This window comes from Roseomonas sp. HF4, from assembly GCF_005222755.1.
GTDB lineage: Bacteria > Pseudomonadota > Alphaproteobacteria > Acetobacterales > Acetobacteraceae > Neoroseomonas.
Genome location: NZ_STGD01000018.1, coordinates 1 through 18561, shown reverse-complemented (window position 1 = coordinate 18561; position 18561 = coordinate 1). Strand labels below are relative to the sequence as shown.

Genomic DNA, 18561 nt, shown 5'->3' with positions numbered 1-18561 from the left:
CGGTCTACGCCCCTTCGCGGATGAAGGGGTTGGTCAGGTGGCCGATGCCCGTGATCTCGATGTCCACCACATCCCCGTGCTTGAGGTCGGGGGAGACGCCATCGGTGCCCATCCAGATGATGTCGCCCGGATGCAGCGTCAGGTAGCGCGTCATGGTCGCGATGAACTTCGCCACGCCGAACAGCATGTGGTTGGTGTGGAACTGCGTCCGCACCTCCCCGTTCAGCCGGACTGTCGTGACCGCCGCGTCGAGGTCGAGGTCGGTCTCGATCCACGGCCCCATCGGCTTGAAGGTGTCGGTGTTCTTGGAGCGCCAGAAGGTGCGGTCGGATTTCTGCCAGGTGCGTTCGCTGACGTCGTTGCCGATGGTCCAGCCGAGCAGGCAGGACAGCGCCTCCTCCTCGCTCAGGTGCTTGGCCGTCCTGCCCACCACGGCCACCAGTTCGCCCTCGTAGTGCACCTTCTCGGTGGCGTCGGCCGGGATGACCACGGTCCCGCCATGCGCGATCAGCGCGTTGGCAGCGCGGTAGCCCATGTCGGGCTTGGCCGGGATGTTGGGCACCTCGCCGCGCTTGGCCGCGCCTTCCTTCACGTGCTCCACGTAGTTCAGGCCGGCGCAGTAGAAGGTCGGCGGAATCACCGGCACCTCGATCTTCACGGCTGCGAGGTCGTGGCGGCGGGATGTCGGCTCATGGCCGCGGAACGGGTCGCCCGCGACTTCCGCGATGCGGTCGCCTTCCAGGATGCCGTAGGCCGTGCGGCCCTCGGCCGTGAAGCGTATCCAGCGCATCAGGCGGCGAGCGCGCGCTGGATGAAGTCCGTCTGGAACACCTTGTCCGCCATCACCTGGCAGCGCTTCATCAACCGATGCTCGTTCGGGCCGTAGTCGGGGATGGCGTTGTGCAGCGTGCCGATGTTGTCCCAGATCAGCAGGTCGCCTTCGGACCAGACATGGGTGTGCAGGAAGCGCTCCTGCAACTGGTGCTCGAACAGCGCGTCCAGCACGCGGTCGCTCTCGGCCTCGTCCAGCTCGTTGATGCGCACGGCATAGCCTGGATTGCAGTAGAGCACCTTCTTCCCGGTGATCGGGTGCGTGAGGAACACCGGGTGGACCGAAGGCGGGCGCTTGGCGCGCTGCTCGGGCGTCAGCGGCGCACGGCCGCTGGTGCCGCGCTTGACCATCATGTCCCAGAACTTGTTGAAGTCGTGCGTCGCGGTTGCGTTCTCCAGGCGCTTCTTCAGCGCCGGGTCCAGCTCCTCATATGCCGCGTGCATGTTGGCGAAGACGGTCGAGCCCAGCACGCGCCCATCGCGCCGCGGCACCTTGTGCGCGTTCAGCACGTTCACGAAGCCCATCGTGTCGCGGTACGACATGTCGGTGTGCCAGTCCTGCCCGGCATCCGCCAGGCCGATGGGCTGCCCGTTCTCGACGATGTTGGACAGGATGCCGACCTCGGGCACCTCGGGGTCCTGGAACTTGCCCGTCAGCGAGGTCTGGATGCTGCCGAAGCGGAGCGAGAAGTCGCGCAGCGCCGCGGGTTCCAGCAGCTGGCCGGGAAAGCACAGCACCCCGTGGCGCCCGAGTGCGCGCAGGATCGTCGCGAAATCCGCCGCGCCCATGGGCCGGGACAGGTCGATGCCTGTGACGCGGGCGCCGAGAACCCCGCCGGTCGGCGTGATGATGGGCATGCAGATCGTTCCCTTCCTGCCGTTGCGGGAAGGCGAAGACGGATGCTGGCGCCCGCCACGCTCAGGCGGTCGGCATCTCGACGACATTTCCTTCCCGCCGGGACATGACGCGTCCCGTTTTGCCGAGGCTATGCCCGCATCGGCGGAGCGACAACCCCGGCTGCGCGCCGACGCGGTGCGCGATCGTGCCGCTCGCCCGCAGGCACCACGTTGCGCTAGACGGGACGGCATGACCGAACCCGTGGTGGCGATCCTGGCGCAAGGGGCAATGGGGGCAGGCATCGCCGCCCGATTGTCGTCCCATGGCGTGCGCGTCCTGACCTGCCTCGACGGCCGCAGCGCCGCAAGCGCGACGCGGGCCGCCGCGGCCGGCATGGAGCCCGTGGCCGAGGCTGCGCTGGCCGGGGCGGACGCCTTCCTCTCCATCCTGCCGCCGGCCGAGGCGCTGGCCACGGCCGAACGGCTCGCGCCAGCCTTCGCGGCGGCACCGCAGCAGCCGCTCTACGCCGACTGCAACGCCGTGAGCCCCGAGACGATGCGCCGGATGGCGGCGCTGTGCGGCGTCTATGGGCTGCGCCTGGTCGATGCCGGGATCATCGGCGGCCCGCCGCGGGACGGCTATGCCGGTCCGGTCCTCTATGTTTCGGGCGCCGATGCGCCGCTGCTCGCGGCGCTGCTCGATGGGCGCGGCCTCGATGTCCGGATCGTCGAGGGCGCGGTCGGCGCAGCCTCCGCGCTCAAGATGTCCTATGCCGGCATCACGAAGGGGCTGGTCGCGATCGCCTCCGCCATGATGCTCGCCTCCACGCGGGCAGGCGCGGCCGAGGCGCTGCGCGCCGAGCTCGCATCGAGCCAGCCGGCGCTCGCGGCGTGGTTCGGGCGCATGGTGCCCTCGATGTACGGCAAGGCCTATCGCTGGTCCGGCGAGATGGAGGAGATCGCCGCCTTCGTCGCCGAGGACCCGGCGGCGGCGGCCATCTACCGCGGCGCCGCGGCATTCTACGAGCGCCTGGCCGGGCCGAGCGGCGCGGTCGAGATCGCGGACCTGGCCGCCTTCCTCGAGCGGCCATGACCGCAGGGGCCGAACATTCCGGCCAGGCGCGTTTCTTCCGCGACTTCCTGCGCCTTGCGGGCGGCTATTGGCGCGGCGGCCCGGAGCGGTGGCGGGCGCGCGCGCTGCTCGCGGGGCTCACGCTGCTCTCGGCGGCGCATGTGGCGCTCGCGATCCGCCTCAACCTCTGGAGCGCGGACCTGTTCGATGCGCTGGAGCGGCGCTCGATGGACCGCTTCCTCGTGCAGATCGGCATCTTCGCGCTGATCGTCGGCGCCACCGTCCTGGCGGGCGCGGCCGACATCGTGGTCAAGCGACGCCTGGCGCTGTCCTGGCGGCGCTGGGTCACGGCGCGCGTGATCGGCGACTGGTTGGCCGAGGCGCGCCACTTCCAGGTGATGCAGATCGGCGGCCCCACCGACAACCCGGACGGGCGCATCGCCGAGGATGTGCGGATCGCGACGGAATACGCGCTCGACCTCCTGCAGAGCCTCATCTACGCGGTGCTGCTGCTGGTCTCCTTCGTCGGCATCCTGTGGGCGCTGTCCGGGCGCGTCGAGGTGTTCGGACTCGACCTGCCGGGACACATGGTGGCGCTGGCCGTGCTCTATGCGGCGGCGGGGTCGGCGGTGGCCTTCCTGCTCGGCCGCCCGCTGGTGCGCGCGACCGACCTGCGCCAGACGCGGGAGGCCGATTTCCGCTTCGGCCTCGTGCATGCGCGGGAGACCGCCGAGCTGCTCGCCCTTGCGCGCGGAGAGGCGCGCGAGCGCGGCCGCCTCGCCACCGCCTTCGCGACGATCGGCGCGGCCTGGGGCGCGCAGACGCAGGGGCTGTCGCGGCTGATGGCCTTCTCCTCCGGCTACCTCGCGCTCGCGCCCGTCTTTCCGATCCTGGTGGCGACGCCGCGTTACATCGTCGGCACGCTGTCGCTCGGCGGGCTGATGCAGACGGCGCAGGCCTTCCAGCAGGTGACCGCGGCGCTGTCCTGGCCGGTCGACAACCTCGCGAAGATCGCCGAATGGCGTGCCTCGGTCGAGCGCGTGCTGGCGCTCGAGGACGGCATCCGCATCGTGGCGGCGGAGGCCGCGCGCACGGGCCCCGACGCCATCGTCTTCGATCGCGCGGCGGGGGTCGGGCTCGGCGCGCGGGGCCTCTGCATCGCGGCCCCGGACGGGACGGCGCTGCTGTCCGACATCGACCTCGCCGTCGTGCGCGGCGAGCGCGTGCTGGTCGAGGGCGAGGCCGAAGCCGCGCAGGCGCTGTTCCGCGTTCTGGCAGGGATCTGGCCCTGGGGGCGCGGCATCGTGCTGCTGCCCGAGGATGACGGGCTGCTCTCGATCGGCGAGCGACCCTACCTGCCCGAGGGGACCCTGGCCGCCGCCCTGGCCTTCCCGGAGGAGGAGGCTGCCCATCCGCCGGAGACCATGGCGAAGGCGCTGGCGCAGGCGGGCCTCAGCTACCTGGCGCCGCGCCTCGCGGAGGCGACGAACTGGGACCATGACCTCGGCGTCTCGGAGATGCAGCGCCTGGCCTTCGCGCGCATCGCGCTGCAGCGGCCCGGCTGGGTGCTGCTTGGCGCGACGACCGGCGCGCTCGAGCCCGAGGAGGCCGGCGCCATGATCGCGCTGCTCGACGAGGTCGTGCCGGACGCAGGCGTGCTGCTCATCGGGCACCATCCGGGGGATGTCGATGCCTTCGACCGGCGCCTGACGCTGCAGCGCGCGCCGGGTGGCCTGGTGCTCCTCCAGCAGGTCGCTGCCCGGCGTCGCGCGGCCTCGGCGCCGCGCCGGCGCCCGCTGCCGCTCGTGGACTGGCTGCGCCGCGGCTACGGCCATGGGCAGGATGCGCGCTGAGGTGGCCCATGCGAACCGCACGGGCCTGTCGAGGAACAACCGCTGAGCGCTTGATGCCTCGCAGGGCCGTCGGTTTTGTCCGCGCGGTGCCGGGAGGCGGTGACGGGTGTTCCTCTGCGCGCAGGTGGCGGGACTCGCAGTCGGTGATGCCGTCGCGACAGGCCTGGAAACGCCCCACTGTCGGGGTTGCCGTGCCGGCGCGGGACCGTCCCCCGCGGGCGGCGGACAGCGCGGTGCTTCGCGTCCTGCTTGAAGCGGCGCGCCGGACGGGTTCCGCACCCGGGAGGGCTGCTCGGCCTCGGCGGGTATGGTCGCGTCGATCCCGCGCGGCAAAGACGCACGTGAAGGATGTGGTCGTCCGGGATCAGGTCGCGCAGCGAGCCGGAAGACGCCGACTCACCCTGGCCCCGCACACGACGTCCCAGCATCCCGCCGCCGCGATCCGACGCCTCGACCGCGAAGCAAGACGGGAAGGATGTTTCAGCAGGCGCAGGCCGTTCGCATTGGCGGGCGGCGCGCTACTGCGCGACCGCCATCTGCGTGGCGACGCCAGCCTGGTCCTGCAGGGCCGCGAGGCGCCGCAGGTCTTCCTCCTGCTCCGCCCGCATCACCAGAAGTGCCGGATCGCAGCCGGAATCCGGGTTCGCGGTGCAGCGTTCCTCGGCCTGCGCGAGGTCGGTCGCGCGGCGGGCGAGAATGGCGTCGCGGCGCGCGGCGAACCAGCCGTCCCGCGCGGCCTCGCTGGGGAAGGCGACGGGCGGCAGGGCGACCGTCACCTCGCCCGGGTAGCGCATGGTCCGGGCGGCGGCGAGGCTGATCACGGTTGCCGTCGCGCCGATGATCCCGTTCGGCGCCATGCGGAACACGGCCGGGTCGTCGCGCGGGCGGATCGGCTCGGCGGCGGCGAGGTGGCCATCCGCGGTGCAGCGCACCTCGAGTTCCGCATGCGAGCGGTCGAGGCGGACCGTGCCGGGCGTCGCCGCGACCTCGGCCATCACGCGGTCGCCGCGGTTGACGGTGCAGCGCGCACCGGCGGGCTCGGAGGCGATCGCCACCTCCCCGTTCCAGGGCGGGCTCGGATGCGCGGCGCGGAGCGCGGCATTCAGCGCCACGGTCGCGCACCCAGGCAGGCTGGCCACCGCACAGCCAAGGACCAGCACGCGCAAGACAATCTTCACGGATAGCGCTCCTGCCTGACGAACGCGTCCAGATTGTTCACATAATCCTTATGCAACTGTAAATGGCAAAACGCCGCCAGGCTGCGTCTTGCCGCAGGAGCAAGGCCATGCTGCAAACGCTGCAATGCCGGCGCCGCATGCCGCGAGGGAGGCGGCGCATCGGATTCGAGGAGGCCGCGGGACCAACCCGCCCGCCGGAGGAGACACCATGACCATCACCCGCCGCGGCCTGGCCGCGCTGCCCGCCCTGTCGCTGCTGCCCGCCGCCGTGCGCGCGCAGTCGCCCTGGCCCGACCGGCCGGTGCGCATCATCGTGGCCTTCCCGGGCGGATCGACGCCGGACCTCGCGGCGCGCGTCGTCTCGGCTCACCTTCAGCAGGTGCTGGGACAGCCCGTGGTGGTCGAGAACCGCGCCGGCGGCGGCGGCCACATCGGCACCGAGCAGATCGCCCGCGCGACCGACGGCCACACCTTCGGCGTCTCCATCGGCGGGCCGGGCAGCACGGGCAAGATCCTCAACCCGGCGCTGGGCTACGACCCCGAGACCGACCTGATGCCCGTCTCGCTGCTCGCGCGGCTGCCCTTCGTGCTGGCGGTGCATCCCTCGGTGCCTGCGAACACGGCGGCCGAGTTCGTGGCCTATGCGAAGGCCAATCCGGGAAAGATCTCCTACGCATCGACCGGGCCGGGCACGTTGTCGCACCTCGTGATGGAGGACCTGGCGGCGACGCAGGGCTTCCAGGCGGTGCACGTGCCGTATCGCGCGGTGGGCCAGGCGGTGCTCGACCTTGTCGCCGGGCGCATCCAGGCCTTCTTCGCGGCCTCCGGCGGTGTGCTCGGCCAGGTCCAGGGCGGCCAGGTGCGCGCGCTTGCGGTGACCAGCCCGGAACGCTTTTCCGCCCTGCCGAACGTGCCGACCATGCGCGAGAGCGGCGTCGACAGCGACCCGGCCGTCGCCTGGATCGGGCTGTTCGCCCCGGCCGGCACACCGGCGGACCGCATTGCCCGCGTCTCGGCCGAGGCCACGCGCGCGCTGGCGGTGCCGGAGCAGCGCCAGGCGCTGGAGCGCGCGGGCTTCGTGGTGGTGGGCAGCGACCCCGCGACATTCCAGGCCCTGCTGCGCAGCGACGTGCAGCGCTGGGGCGGGATCATCCGTCGGCTGGGGCTGCGGCCGGAAGGCTGAGGAAAGGCCGGGGGACGGGAACTTCCCCCGGACTCCCAACCTTCCCTGTCATTCGGGGGCGGCGCGGGCTGCGGGCCCGCAGCCGTCCTCAGGTCAGAACGGCCGCCCAGCCACCGGCTGCCCGATCCAGGGCGCCACCGCATTCGCCAGGTGGCCGAACAGCGCGGCATCGTCCGTGCCGTGCCGCTCGCAGGACAGCACCGCCGTCCAGACCACCCGGCCGGAGGCGCGTTCCCGCAGTTCCACAACGCCCGAGACGCGCAGCGTCGGCATCTGCCGCCCGCCCATGCGCGGCAGGTCGTGCGCCCAGCTCAGGTCGTCGCTCTCGCGGAAGGTGCGGTCCTGCAGCGTGTCCGAGAAGCCGCCGCGGCTGCCGCCCTCGGCCGAGATGCCGCCGCGCCAGGACAGGATGTAGGGCGCCTCCGCATTGACCTGCCGGCCGTTGGTGCGCAGCGCCGCGAGCACGGCCTCGCGCAGCCGGCGCTCGTTCTCGGTGCCCGCACGGTCCGGCACCGCCACGGCAGCATTGCGCGGCACGGGGGCGAAGGCGTTGGCGGACAGCCGGCCGAGGCAGGGAGATTGGGCCGAGGCCGGCGCAGCCAGTCCACCGGCGATAAGGACCGCCGCCGCGGCTAGGATCCTGTAGGCGATGGCCGGCATGACGATTCCTTTCGACAGCACCGGCCGAACCTAGACCACCTCGCCGACGCCTCAAACCTGGGACGGCCCCGTGGGGCGACGGAATGGTGTTGACCGACGGCGGGTCGCCCGGGAATCCTGCCGCCCGCCGGGACCTCTCTCACGGAGACCCCAATGCAGACCCGACGCCTTGTTCTCGGGGCCGCGGCGATGCTCGCCGCGCCGCGCGTTGCCGCGGCGCAGGCCCGGCCGGTCCGTGTCGTCGTGCCCTTCGCGCCCGGCGGGCAGTCCGACACGGTGATGCGCCTGCTTCAGCCGAAGATGTCCGAGCATCTCGGCGTGCCGATCGTGGTCGAGAACCGCCCCGGCGCCGGCGGCGCGATCGGCGCGGGCGTCGTCGCCGCCGCCCCGCCCGACGGCTCGACGCTGTTCTTCGACAGCTTCGGCTTCGTGGTGCAGCCCCTGGTCCAGCGCGGCCTGCCCTTCGACTACGCGACCGCCTTCGCGCCCGTCGCGCAGGTCGTCGCCGCGCCCTACGTGCTGGTGGTCACGCGGGGCTTCCCGGCGAACGACCTCGCGGACTTCCTGGCCGAGGCGCGGCGCCGACAAGGCGTTCCCTACGGCACGCCGGGCATCGGCACGCCGGGGCACCTGGCGGGCGCGCTGCTCGCGCATCGGGCCGGCGTCGCGCTGGAACACCTGCCCTATCGCGGCGGGGCGGAAGCCGCGCGGGACGTGGCGGCGGGGAACCTCCCCTGCGCCATCGGGACGGCGAATTCCCTGAAGCCCGTGGTCGATGCCGGTCGCGCCCGCGGCATCGCGCTGACCAGCGCCGATCAGCGCGGCAGTCTCGCGCATCTGCCGACCATCGCGGCGAGCGGCTTCCCCGGCTTCGACCTCACGTCGTGGAACGGGATCTTCGCGCCGGCGGGCACGCCGCGGGACGTGGTCGCGCGGCTGGAAGCCGCGGCGGCCGCCGCGACATCCGACGCCGCCGTGCGGGACCGGCTGGCCGCGACGGGGAACGACGCCGTCACCGCCGGGGCGGAGCAATTCGGGGCGGTGATCCGGCGGGACGCAGAGATGGTGCGCCGCCTCGTGTCGGAAACCGGGATGAGCCTGGCGGGGTAGGGGAAGGTCGGGGGGAGTTGCCTCCCCCCGCCGTCGTCGGGCACGCCGCGCCGCCCGCTTCTGTCAGGTCCAAATGGCCAAGGAAGGGAGGGAGCGCGGGGGAGGTTCTGCTCCCCCGCCCCTGGCTTACAGCGCGCCGCCCTTGCGCCCCGCCATCGCGCCCAGCCGCAGCCGCAGCGCGTTCAGCTTGATGAAGCCCTGCGCATCGAATTGGTCATACGCGCCCTGGTCGTCCTCGAAGGTCACGTGCTTCATGGAATACAGGCTGTTGGGCGACTTCCGGCCCGTGACGATGGTATTGCCCTTGTAGAGCTTGAGCCGGACCGTGCCGGTCACGCTGGCCTGGCTTTCGTCGATCAGCGCCTGGAGCATCCGGCGCTCCGGGCTGAACCAGAAGCCGTTGTAGATGATCTCGGCATAGCGCGGCATGAGGGAATCCTTCAGGTGCGCGGCCTCGCGGTCGAGCGTGATGGATTCCATCGCGCGGTGCGCGACGTAGAGGATGGTGCCGCCCGGCGTCTCGTAGCAGCCGCGGGACTTCATGCCGACGAAGCGGTTCTCGACCAGGTCGAGCCGCCCGATGCCGTTCTCCTTGCCGAGCGCGTTCAGGCGCGTGAGCAGCGTGGCGGGTGACAGTCGCTCACCGTTGATGCCGACCGGGTCGCCGCGCTCGAACTCGATGGTGATCTCGGTCGCGCGGTCGGGCGCGGCCTCGGGGCTGATGGTGCGCTGCCAGACCATCTCGTCCGGCGAATCCCAGGGCTCCTCGAGGATCTTGCCTTCGCTGCTGCTGTGCAGGAGGTTCGCATCCACGCTGAAGGGCGCCTCGCCGCGCTTGTCCTTGGCGATCGGGATCTGGTGCTGCTCGGCGAACTCGATCAGCCGGGTGCGGCTGGCCAGGTCCCATTCGCGCCAGGGCGCGATGATCTTGATGTCGGGCTTGAGCGCGTAGTAGCCGATCTCGAAGCGGACCTGGTCGTTGCCCTTGCCGGTCGCGCCATGCGCCACGGCGTCGGCGCCGACGGCTTCGGCGATCTCGATCTGGCGCTGCGCGATCAGCGGCCGGGCGATCGAGGTTCCCAGCAGGTACATCCCCTCGTACAGCGCATTCGCACGGAACATCGGGAAGACGAAGTCCTTCACGAAGGTCTCGCGCAGGTCGTCGATGAAGATGTTCTCGGGCTTGATGCCCAGCAGCAGGGCCTTGTCCCGCGCCGGGCCCAGCTCCTCCCCCTGGCCGAGGTCGGCGGTGAAGGTCACCACCTCGCAGCCATAGGTGGTCTGCAGCCACTTCAGGATCACGCTGGTGTCGAGCCCGCCGGAATAGGCGAGCACGACCTTCTTCACGTCCTTCACGCGCATCGGGCGCCCCCAAGGGTCTGGAAAACGGGGGGCGGTATGGGGCCGGGCGCGACCTTAGGCAAGGCCGGGCACGAAAGGGTGGACGGGGGGAGGCGCGCCTCCCCCCGACCGGTCACTCTGCCGCGACGGGCGTATCCTTGCGCGTCTTCCAGAGGGAGAAGAGCACGCCGCCGAGGATCATCGCGAGCGTCACGCCGAGCGAGATGGACGGATCGACCTTCCCCACGATCTGGTTCCAGAAGATCTTGCCGCCGATGAACACCAACACGAGCGCCAGCGCGTACTTCAGGTACTCGAACCGGTGCACCATCGCCGCGAGCGCGAAGTAGAGGGCGCGCAGGCCGAGGATGGCCATGATGTTCGCGGTATAGACGATGAAGGTGTCGGTCGTGATGGCAAAGATCGCCGGCACGCTGTCCACCGCGAAGATCAGGTCCGCGATGTTGATCACCACCAGCGCCAGGAACAGCGGCGTCGCCACGCGCACCATCGCTCCCGTCTTCGGGTCCGGCTCCCGCACGAAGAATTTCTGGCCGTGCAGGTTGTCCGACACGCGCATGTGCTTGCGCATGAACTTCACGACCGGGTTCTTCGAGATGTCCTGTTCCCCCTCTGGAACCACCAGCATCTTGATGCCGGTGAGGATGAGGAAGGCGCCGAAGATGTAGAGCACCCAGGAATACTGCTGCACCAGCGCCGCGCCGAGGCCAATCATCAGGCCGCGCAGCACGATCACGCCAATGATGCCCCAGACCAGCGCCCGGTACTGGTATTTCCTCGGGATCGCGAAGTAGGTGAAGATCAGGCTGATGACGAAGACGTTGTCGATCGACAGCGCCTTCTCGATGAAGAAGCCCGTGAAGAAGGCGACGCCCGCGTGGACGCCGTCGCTGGTGGTGAGCTCGCCCGCCTCGTAGGCCCACCAGATGCCGGCGCCGTAGATGATGGCGAAGCTGATGTAGAAGACCGAGAGCCAGAGGCTCTGGGCGATCCCCATCTCCTTGTCCTTGCGGTTCAGCACGCCGAGGTCGAAGGCGAGCAGCACGACGACAACGAGCAGGAAGCCCTTCCACATCCACATGGGCTTGCCGAGCCATTCGGCCGAAAAGAATTCCATCCCCCAAACACTCCTCTCTGGCGCGAACACGGGCAGAGAGGGGCCGTGATCGCGCGATTTCCCACGCGATCCGACATCGCGGACGCGGCCACGAAGGCACGCGGCCGCCAGAGGGGCCCGGATCAGATGCGCCAGATGGTTCGTGGGCGGGTTGGTGTCAAGACCCGTTGCGATGCGGCCGCGGATGGACCATGTGGGTTTGCATGGGCGCCGCCATGACACTAGGTTGCGCCCCGTTCATACGGTCTATGGCCATCGCCCGAAGGGCTCGGCCGCAACGGAATCGAGGCTCCGCCATGGGTTCGTTCAGCATTTGGCACTGGCTGGTCGTGCTGCTCGTCGTTCTGCTGCTGTTCGGCAGCGGCAAGATCAGCGGCCTGATGGGCGACCTGGCCAAGGGCATCAAGTCCTTCAAGCAGAACATCAAGGAAGACGAGAAGGACGCCTCCATGGAGGCGCAGGCCACGCCGCAGCCGCCCGCCGGGAACATCCCCGGGCCGCAGCAGGGCCAGGCGAGCGCCACCCAGGCACAGCCCGAGGGCGCTTCCGGCCAGAGCCGCCCGGCCGCCTGACGCCATCGCGCGCCGGGTGCCCCAACCGCCCGCTTGAGCGCCCGACCATCCCGCCCTAAGGGTGGGCGGTGACAGGGAAGCATTCGCGCGCCGACCCGGACCTCCGGGCCGGCGCGTGGTCGTGGTGGGGAACGACAGGCATGGCCAACGAGGCCCGGGACACGGCGACAATGCCGGTCGACGACATGGAATTCGCGTCCGCGCGGCGCGACCTCGCCGGCTGGCAGGGGCACGCGTGGCGCGCGGCGGCAGCTGCCTTCGTCGTCTGGCACATGCTGATCCTGCTGGTGATCCCGGCCGACCCGACCGTCGCGCGCGCCGTGCACGTCTTCCTCGGCGCCGGGCTCGGCTTCACGCTCTTCGCGCCGACGATGCGGGCTGCCGGCACCTCGGTACCCTGGTACGACTGGGTGCTTCTGGTGCCCTGCGTGCTGATCCCGCTGCACTACATCCTCGACCCCGACGGGATCGAGATGCGGTCCTTCATGGGGCCGAACACGCGCGACCTGCTGGCCGCCGGCGTCGGCATCCTGATCGTGCTGGAATTCGCTCGGCGGACCGCGGGCTTCGTGATGCCGCTGATCGCCTGCGGCTTCATCGCCTACTGCTTCGTCGGCCCCTGGATGCCCGGCATCCTGAACCACAGCGGCGTCGCGTTCGACCAGGCGCTGGTCGAGCTGTTCGGCAATCTCGGCGTGCTCGGCACCATCGTGCAGGTATCGTCGACCTTCATCATCATGTTCGTCACCTTCGCCGCCTTCCTGCAGGCGTCGAAGGCGGGCGACTACTTCAACGACTTCGCGCTGGCCTGCGTGGGGCGGGCGCGCGGCGGGCCGGCTAAGGTGACCGTCATCTCGGGCATCCTGTTCGGCACCATCTCGGGCTCGGCGGTCGCGAACGTCGTCGCTTCGGGCACATTCACCATTCCGATGATGCGCCGCGTCGGCTACGACAAGGAGACCGCCGCGGCGGTCGAAGCGACCTCCTCGACCGGCGGGCAGATCACGCCGCCGGTCATGGGCGCGGGCGCCTTCATCATGGCCGAGGTGCTGGGCCGCCCCTACACCGAGATCGCGGTGGCCGGCCTCATTCCCGCGCTGCTGTTCTACATCGCGAACTACATCCACTGCGACCTCAACGCCCGCAAGGCCGGCATCCGCGGCATGACCGCGGACGAGCTGCCGCGCTGGATCACGATCGCGCGGCGCTCCTACATGGCGTCGCCGCTCATCCTGCTGATCTGGATGCTGCTCGAGGGCTATTCGCCCTTCCGCGCCGCGGCCTGGGGCATCGGCGCGACGCTCGCGATCATGCTCGGCACCGCGCTCGTGCATCAGGTGGTGATGCAGGGGCGGAATCCGGTGTCGGGGCTCGTCGCTGCGGTGGCGGAGACGCTGGTGGCCATCTACCAGGCGCTGCAGGGCAGCGCTAAGGAGGTGATGCAACTCATCGCCGTCTGCGCCGCCGCCGGCATCGTCGCTGGCGCCATCGGCGTGACGGGCGTGGGCGGCCGCTTCGCCACCATGCTCCTCGACATCGCGGGCACCTCGTCCCTCCTGGCCATGGGCTTCGCGATGGTGGTCGCCATCATCCTCGGCATGGGCGTGCCGACCACCGCCGCCTACGCCATCGCTGCGGCGGTGGTCGCGCCGGGCCTCACGCGCATGGGCGTCGACCCGCTGGCGGCGCACATGTTCATCTTCTACTTCGCCATCCTGTCGGCCATCACGCCGCCGGTGGCGCTCGCCTCCTTCGCCGCGGCGGGCATGTGCGGGGCGGATCTCTGGCGCACCTCCATGATCGCCGTGAAGCTCGGGCTGGCCACCTTCATCGTGCCCTACATGTTCTGGCTTTCGCCCGCGCTGCTGGCGCAAGGTCCGCTGCCCGAGATCCTGCAGGCCTTCGCCACCGCGTCGCTGGGTGTCTGGCTGCTCGCCTGCGCAACCGAGGGGTGGATGCTGAACGGGCCGCTGGCGAAGCCGCTGCGGCTGCTCTCAGGAGCCGCCGGGCTGACGCTGATGGTGCCGGAAGTCTGGACCGACCTGTTGGGCCTCGCGGCCGGAATCGCCCTGGTGCTCTGGCAGCGGCGGTCCTTCCCGGCCGAAGCGCGGGCATGACCCTGCCGGAGGATGCGGCGGGAGCCATCCTGGCCGCCGGGCGGCGCATGGACGCGATGGGATGGGTGCCGGCGACTGCGGGCAACATCTCGCTGCGCCTGGCACCCGGCCGCATCGCGATCACCCGGTCGGGCCGCCACAAGGGGCTGCTCACGGCGGCGGACGTGATGGAGGTGGACGAGGACGGCGCGGCGCTCGATCCGGCGGCACGCCCATCCTACGAGATGCTGCTCCATTGCGGCATCTACCGCCGCTTCGCCGGTGCGGGCGCGGTCCTGCACGGCCATTCGGTCGCCGCCACCGTGCTGTCCCGCCGGCCGGGCGCGGCGATCCGGCTGGCCGGCTACGAACTGCTCAAGGCTTTTCCCGGCGGGCCGACGCACAACACGGCGGCCGACCTGCCGGTGCTCGACAACGACCAGGACATCCCGCGCCTGCAGGCCGCGCTCGACGCGCTATGGGACCGCGCACCGGCGGCGCCCCCGGGGTATTTGATCCGGGGCCACGGGGTCTATGTATGGGGCGCCGGCATGGACCAGGCGATGGCCCGGCTGGAGGCCCTGGAATTCATGCTGCTCTGTCACCTGGAGGAAGGGAGGTTGAGGCCATGAGCCTGCTCACGATCCGCGACGCCGCGACCGGCGCCGAGACGCTCAGGACCGACGACCCCGCGCGGATCGCCGCCGCGCTGGCGCCGATCGGCGTGCGCTTCGAGCGCTGGCCCGTCGCCGACCTGCCGGCGGGCGCCGAGCCCGATGCCGTGCTGGCCGCCTATCGCCCGCATCTCGATGCGTTCCTGAAGGAGACCGCCGCCGGCACGGCAGACGTCATCCGCCTGACCGCCGACCACCCGCAGAAGGACGCGATCCGCGCGAAGTTCCTGAGCGAGCACATCCACACCGAGGACGAGGTCCGCTTCTTCCACGAGGGCGCGGGCAACTTCGTCATGCACGTGGACGGGAAGATCTACGACGCGCTTTGCACGCAGGGCGACCTGATCTCCGTACCCGCCAACACGAAGCACTGGTTCGACGCCGGGGAGGTGCCGCACGTCACGGCGCTGCGCGTCTTCACCGACACGACCGGCTGGACGCCGCACTACACCGGCAGCGACATCGCCGCGCGTATCCCGGTGACCGTGGATTGACCCCGTCGCCCGCCTGCGTCCTGACCGACATCGAGGGCACGACGACGGCCATCGCCTTCGTGAAGGACACGCTGTTTCCCTTCGCACAGGCGGCACTCGACGGCTTCCTCGACGCGCATGGCGACGACCCGACGGTCGCCGCCATCCTGGCCGATGTCCGTGATGCGGCGCCGGGGGAGGAGCCGCGCGCAGCGCTTCGCCGCTGGATGGCCGAGGACGCCAAGGTCACGCCGCTCAAGGCGCTGCAGGGCCTGGTGTGGCAGGCCGGCTACGCGGATGGGCGGCTGCTCGGGCATCTCTGGCCGGATGTCGCGCCCTCCCTCCGGGCCTGGGCGGCAGCAGGAACTCGGCTCGCGGTCTATTCCTCGGGCTCGGTCGAGGCGCAGCGCCTGCTGTTCGGGCACAGCGAGGCGGGCGACCTCGTGCCGCTGTTCGCCGGCTTCTTCGACACGCGCGTCGGCGGCAAGCGCGACGCTGCGTCCTACGCCGCCATCGCGGGAGCGCTGGGCCTGCCCGCGGGCGAGGTCCTGTTCCTGTCCGACGTTCCGGAGGAACTCGATGCCGCGGCAGCGGCAATGATGCGGACCTGCCAACTGGTGCGCGCGGCCGACGGCACGGCGCCCAGCGGCCGGCATCCGGAAGCGCCCGACTTCCCCGCCGTCGCTCGCCGCTTCGGCCTGCCCTTCCCGGCCTGAGCAGGGCTGTGGCGCCGCGCCGCCGGCATCGCTAGAACCGGTAGGCCCATGACCCCTGTGCAGGAGGCCGGCCCATGCTGACGACCTGGTCGGTCGAGGACGGCGCCTGCCGCGTGCGGGAAGGCGCCATCTCCGACCTCACCGACGCGCTGCCGGCACCCGAGGCCCGCGCCGCGGCGCGGGCGGTGGCCGATCCCGCGACGCTCAGCCGCGCCGTCTGGATCGACCTCCTGAACCCGACGCCCGAGGAAGTGCGCGCCGTCGAGGCCGCGCTCGCCATCGACATCCCGACGCGCGAGGAGATGCAGGAGATCGAAAGCTCGTCCCGCCTGTACCGGGAGGGCGAGACGCTGTTCCTGACGGCCAATTTCCTCTACGGCGTCGATACCGGCGAATTCGGTTCGACGCCGATCTCCTTCGTGCTGACGAATTCGGTGCTCATCACCATCCGCCACGCCACGCCCAAGGCCTTCACGTCCTTCGGGCTGCGCGTGCACCGCCAGCCCACGACTCTGCTCGCCTCGGCCGACGGCGTCATGCTGCACCTGTTCGAACAGGTGGTCGACCGGCTCGCCGATGTGCTGGAGCGCGTCGGCGCCGACATGGACCGCGCCAGCCAGCGCACCTTCCGCGCCGCCCGCGGCAACGACAAGGCGAAGGGCCGCGGCGACCAACTCAAGGACACGCTCATCACCCTCGGCCAGGTCGGCGAGGTGACGACGCGCTGCACCGAGACGCTGATCGGCCTGACGCGCATCCTGACCTTCGTGGGCGCCGAAAAGGCGTCCGCCGTGCGGAAGGAGAACCAGCCGCTGATCAAGACGCTGGTGCGCGACGTGCGCTCGATCGTCGATCACGCGACCTTCCTGAACGGCAAGGCGCAGTTCCTGCTCGACGCCGTGCTCGGCGTGATCAACGTGGAGCAGAACAACATCATCAAGACCTTCACCGTGGCGTCGGTCGCGCTGATGCCGCCCACCCTGATCGCCTCGATCTACGGCATGAACTACGAGGCGATGCCCGAGCTCAAATGGGCCTTCGGCTATCCTCTAGCCTTGCTGATGATGGTGGTCAGCGCCATCCTTCCCGTCCTCTATTTCCGCCGCAAAGGCTGGCTCTAGGAAGACACCGCATGCACGAGACCGTCCGCGTCGATGCTTCGCTCAAGAATTGCCGCTGGGGGGCCTTCGACGCGTCCTTCCCGCCGGTCGCTTCGGTGAACCCGGGCGACCTCGTGGTGCTGCAGTGCCTCTCCGGCGGGCCGGAGGTGATGCCGCCGCAGGAGAAGATGATGGAAGTGCCCGCCATGCTGCGGGAGGTCCATGCGAAGCTGCCGCGCCTCGGCGCCCACATCATCACCGGCCCCGTCGAGGTGCGCGGCGCCGAGCCCGGCGACGCGCTGCGCATCGACATCGAGAAGATCGAGCTCGGCGCCGACTGGGGCTTCTGCGGCTTCCGCCCGCTGTTCGGCACGTTGCCGGAGGACTTCCCCTATCGCCGCACGCTGCACATCCCGGTGGACAAGGCGGCCATGACCTGCCGCCTGCCCTTCGGACCGAAGGAGGGGGGCATGGACCTGCCGTTGGCGCCCTTCTTCGGCGTGATGGGCGTGGCGCCCCCGGCCGACTGGGGAATGATCAACACGAAGGAACCGCGCGCGATCGGCGGCAACCTCGACAACAAGGAACTGACCGAGGGCACCACGCTCTTCCTGCCGGTGTTCAACGAGGGCGCGCTGTTCTCAGCCGGCGACGGCCACGGCGTGCAGGGCGACGGCGAGGTCTGCATCAACGCGCTCGAGATCTGCCTGAACGGGCATTTCCGCCTGTCGCTCGTCAAGGGCGGCGGGCCGCGCGACCCGGTGCTGAAGTTCCCGCGCGCCGAGACGCGCACGCACTACATCACCATGGGGATGAACGAGGACCTCGACCTCGCGATGAAGCAGGCGCTGCGAGAGATGATCGCCTTCATCTGTTCCCGCACCAACCTGAGCGACGCCGACGCCTACCAGTTCTGCTCGCTCGCGGTGGATTTCCGCGTCACGCAGACGGTGAACGGGGAGAAGGGCGTGCACGGGATGCTGCGGAAGGGGCTGCTGTTCTGAGGCGGCGCAGGCGGGGAGCGGGGGAACTGGCTGAGGAAACCGCGTAAGCAGGAAAGGCCTTGCAATGATCCTCGTCAGTCGCCGAGCCACTCGATAACGAAGCGGCTCGCCGCGTGTACGCAAACCGCCTCAAGCCGCTCGGAGCCAATGGCGGTGAACGAATGCGGTGACTTCGGTCCGATGATGACGATATTCCCGGCGCAGGCGACAACCTCCTGTCCATCGACGGTGATTGCCGCCTGACCGGCGCGAACAAGGCAGATCTCCGGATAGGGGTGCTGATGCAAGGCGGGCCCCATTCCGTGCAGAAGATCACCCTCGAAGAAGGAGATGCCGGCATCGTAAGGTTCTCCCTCGAATGCAACATCGGCGATGGCGCCTCGCGGTGCATCGCTCTTCTTCACGACGTGGAACATCCGGTTCTTCCAGATGCTGGAAGGTCGCTCTCGCCAGATCTGGCACCGAGCTACCTCGCTGTGAATTCAGGTTGGCTGTCGCGCGCCAGGCACTGCCACTTGAAGGCCTACGGCCGTGCCGGCGTGATGCCGTGGCGCCGCATGACTGCGATCATCCTGTCAATCGGCACGCAAACGGGACCCCCGATTGGAGTGGGCCCCTGGAGGCGGACAGGCGGACTGCCGCGAATTGACCAGGGAGCTGGGCTTCCGAAGGATGGAAGCCGATGACGAGACACCGATCGCACAGCGTCGAGTTCAAGCGCCA

Annotated in this window: 18 protein-coding genes; 11 read left to right on the top strand and 7 right to left on the bottom strand. The window is 70.3% G+C overall.

The genetic code is table 11. The features are described from left to right. Positions 1-4: 4 nt before the first annotated feature. Positions 5-790 (bottom strand): fumarylacetoacetate hydrolase family protein, encoded by a 786-nt coding sequence (locus E8M80_RS21955; RefSeq protein WP_137127879.1) that lies wholly within the window; start codon positions 788-790, stop codon positions 5-7. Further along, on the bottom strand, positions 790-1689 hold the full coding sequence (locus E8M80_RS21950) for a TauD/TfdA family dioxygenase (protein ID WP_137127878.1): 900 nt from the start codon (positions 1687-1689) through the stop codon (positions 790-792). Before E8M80_RS21950 ends, E8M80_RS21955 begins: the two co-directional genes overlap by 1 nt. 229 nt (positions 1690-1918) lie before the next feature. On the opposite strand from E8M80_RS21950, the gene E8M80_RS21945 reads away from it, so the two are divergent. Both E8M80_RS21945 and E8M80_RS21940 read left to right on the top strand, forming a co-directional pair. Further along, complete coding sequence (locus E8M80_RS21945; protein ID WP_137127877.1) at positions 1919-2761, top strand: NAD(P)-dependent oxidoreductase; 843 nt, start codon at positions 1919-1921, stop codon at positions 2759-2761. Then, positions 2758-4593, top strand: a complete 1836-nt coding sequence (locus E8M80_RS21940) for an ABC transporter ATP-binding protein/permease (RefSeq protein ID WP_137127876.1) — start codon at positions 2758-2760, stop codon at positions 4591-4593. The genes E8M80_RS21945 and E8M80_RS21940 overlap by 4 nt, the downstream gene beginning before the upstream one ends. 518 nt (positions 4594-5111) lie before the next feature. Here the strand turns inward: E8M80_RS21940 and E8M80_RS21935 are convergent. Further along, a complete protein-coding gene (locus tag E8M80_RS21935; protein WP_137127875.1) occupies positions 5112-5771 on the bottom strand; it encodes a hypothetical protein in 660 nt (219 codons plus the stop codon). Between the two features lie 208 nt (positions 5772-5979). Here E8M80_RS21935 and E8M80_RS21930 point away from each other — a divergent pair, with 208 nt between their 5' ends. Next, positions 5980-6954, top strand: coding sequence for a tripartite tricarboxylate transporter substrate binding protein (locus tag E8M80_RS21930; protein WP_170979569.1), 975 nt, complete (start codon positions 5980-5982; stop codon positions 6952-6954). A gap of 93 nt (positions 6955-7047) precedes the next feature. Here the strand turns inward: E8M80_RS21930 and E8M80_RS21925 are convergent, their stop codons facing one another. Beyond that, positions 7048-7614, bottom strand: coding sequence for a hypothetical protein (locus E8M80_RS21925; RefSeq protein WP_170979568.1), 567 nt, complete (start codon positions 7612-7614; stop codon positions 7048-7050). A gap of 153 nt (positions 7615-7767) precedes the next feature. On the opposite strand from E8M80_RS21925, the gene E8M80_RS21920 reads away from it, so the two are divergent. Then, positions 7768-8724, top strand: coding sequence for a tripartite tricarboxylate transporter substrate binding protein (locus tag E8M80_RS21920; protein ID WP_137127872.1), 957 nt, complete (start codon positions 7768-7770; stop codon positions 8722-8724). 126 nt (positions 8725-8850) lie between these two features. On the opposite strand, the gene E8M80_RS21915 is transcribed toward E8M80_RS21920, so the two are convergent. Both E8M80_RS21915 and E8M80_RS21910 read right to left on the bottom strand, forming a co-directional pair. After that, a complete protein-coding gene (locus E8M80_RS21915) occupies positions 8851-10086 on the bottom strand; it encodes an argininosuccinate synthase (protein ID WP_137127871.1) in 1236 nt (411 codons plus the stop codon). A gap of 112 nt (positions 10087-10198) precedes the next feature. Further along, complete coding sequence (locus E8M80_RS21910; RefSeq protein ID WP_137127870.1) at positions 10199-11203, bottom strand: TerC family protein; 1005 nt, start codon at positions 11201-11203, stop codon at positions 10199-10201. A 296-nt stretch (positions 11204-11499) separates the two neighbouring features. Here E8M80_RS21910 and E8M80_RS21905 point away from each other — a divergent pair, with 296 nt between their 5' ends. From E8M80_RS21905 to E8M80_RS21875, 7 genes are all read left to right on the top strand, one after another. Then, complete coding sequence (locus E8M80_RS21905; protein ID WP_137127869.1) at positions 11500-11775, top strand: twin-arginine translocase TatA/TatE family subunit; 276 nt, start codon at positions 11500-11502, stop codon at positions 11773-11775. 140 nt (positions 11776-11915) lie between these two features. After that, a complete protein-coding gene (locus tag E8M80_RS21900) occupies positions 11916-13892 on the top strand; it encodes a TRAP transporter permease (protein ID WP_137127868.1) in 1977 nt (658 codons plus the stop codon). After that, positions 13889-14503 carry a methylthioribulose 1-phosphate dehydratase gene (locus tag E8M80_RS21895; RefSeq protein WP_137127867.1) on the top strand — a complete coding sequence of 205 codons (615 nt, stop codon included), beginning with the start codon at positions 13889-13891 and terminating at the stop codon, positions 14501-14503. Before E8M80_RS21900 ends, E8M80_RS21895 begins: the two co-directional genes overlap by 4 nt. Continuing rightward, positions 14500-15039 (top strand): acireductone dioxygenase, encoded by a 540-nt coding sequence (locus E8M80_RS21890; RefSeq protein WP_137127866.1) that lies wholly within the window; start codon positions 14500-14502, stop codon positions 15037-15039. The genes E8M80_RS21895 and E8M80_RS21890 overlap by 4 nt, the downstream gene beginning before the upstream one ends. Further along, positions 15036-15734, top strand: a complete 699-nt coding sequence (mtnC, locus tag E8M80_RS21885; RefSeq protein WP_137127865.1) for an acireductone synthase — start codon at positions 15036-15038, stop codon at positions 15732-15734. The genes E8M80_RS21890 and mtnC overlap by 4 nt, the downstream gene beginning before the upstream one ends. Positions 15735-15808: 74 nt before the next feature. Further along, positions 15809-16855 (top strand): magnesium/cobalt transporter CorA, encoded by a 1047-nt coding sequence (gene corA / locus E8M80_RS21880; RefSeq protein ID WP_137127864.1) that lies wholly within the window; start codon positions 15809-15811, stop codon positions 16853-16855. Positions 16856-16866: 11 nt separating this feature from the next. Next, positions 16867-17838: an acetamidase/formamidase family protein gene (locus E8M80_RS21875; protein ID WP_137127863.1), complete on the top strand. Its 972-nt coding sequence runs from the start codon at positions 16867-16869 to the stop codon at positions 17836-17838. 74 nt (positions 17839-17912) lie between these two features. Here the strand turns inward: E8M80_RS21875 and E8M80_RS21870 are convergent, their stop codons facing one another. Beyond that, positions 17913-18254, bottom strand: coding sequence for a cupin domain-containing protein (locus E8M80_RS21870; RefSeq protein WP_137127862.1), 342 nt, complete (start codon positions 18252-18254; stop codon positions 17913-17915). Between the last annotated feature and the right edge of the window lie 307 nt (positions 18255-18561).

Bases quoted from the DNA above. Each gene is read 5' to 3' on its own strand.
- E8M80_RS21955 (WP_137127879.1), bottom strand. From the start codon at position 790: ATGCGCTGGATACGCTTCACGGCCGAGGGCCGCACGGCCTACGGCATC.
- E8M80_RS21950 (WP_137127878.1), bottom strand. From the start codon at position 1,689: ATGCCCATCATCACGCCGACCGGCGGGGTTCTCGGCGCCCGCGTCACA.
- E8M80_RS21945 (WP_137127877.1), top strand. From the start codon at position 1,919: ATGACCGAACCCGTGGTGGCGATCCTGGCGCAAGGGGCAATGGGGGCA.
- E8M80_RS21940 (WP_137127876.1), top strand. From the start codon at position 2,758: ATGACCGCAGGGGCCGAACATTCCGGCCAGGCGCGTTTCTTCCGCGAC.
- E8M80_RS21930 (WP_170979569.1), top strand. From the start codon at position 5,980: ATGACCATCACCCGCCGCGGCCTGGCCGCGCTGCCCGCCCTGTCGCTG.
- E8M80_RS21925 (WP_170979568.1), bottom strand. From the start codon at position 7,614: ATGCCGGCCATCGCCTACAGGATCCTAGCCGCGGCGGCGGTCCTTATC.
- E8M80_RS21920 (WP_137127872.1), top strand. From the start codon at position 7,768: ATGCAGACCCGACGCCTTGTTCTCGGGGCCGCGGCGATGCTCGCCGCG.
- E8M80_RS21915 (WP_137127871.1), bottom strand. From the start codon at position 10,086: ATGCGCGTGAAGGACGTGAAGAAGGTCGTGCTCGCCTATTCCGGCGGG.
- E8M80_RS21910 (WP_137127870.1), bottom strand. From the start codon at position 11,203: ATGGAATTCTTTTCGGCCGAATGGCTCGGCAAGCCCATGTGGATGTGG.
- E8M80_RS21905 (WP_137127869.1), top strand. From the start codon at position 11,500: ATGGGTTCGTTCAGCATTTGGCACTGGCTGGTCGTGCTGCTCGTCGTT.
- E8M80_RS21900 (WP_137127868.1), top strand. From the start codon at position 11,916: ATGGCCAACGAGGCCCGGGACACGGCGACAATGCCGGTCGACGACATG.
- E8M80_RS21895 (WP_137127867.1), top strand. From the start codon at position 13,889: ATGACCCTGCCGGAGGATGCGGCGGGAGCCATCCTGGCCGCCGGGCGG.
- E8M80_RS21890 (WP_137127866.1), top strand. From the start codon at position 14,500: ATGAGCCTGCTCACGATCCGCGACGCCGCGACCGGCGCCGAGACGCTC.
- corA (WP_137127864.1), top strand. From the start codon at position 15,809: ATGCTGACGACCTGGTCGGTCGAGGACGGCGCCTGCCGCGTGCGGGAA.
- E8M80_RS21875 (WP_137127863.1), top strand. From the start codon at position 16,867: ATGCACGAGACCGTCCGCGTCGATGCTTCGCTCAAGAATTGCCGCTGG.
- E8M80_RS21870 (WP_137127862.1), bottom strand. From the start codon at position 18,254: ATGTTCCACGTCGTGAAGAAGAGCGATGCACCGCGAGGCGCCATCGCC.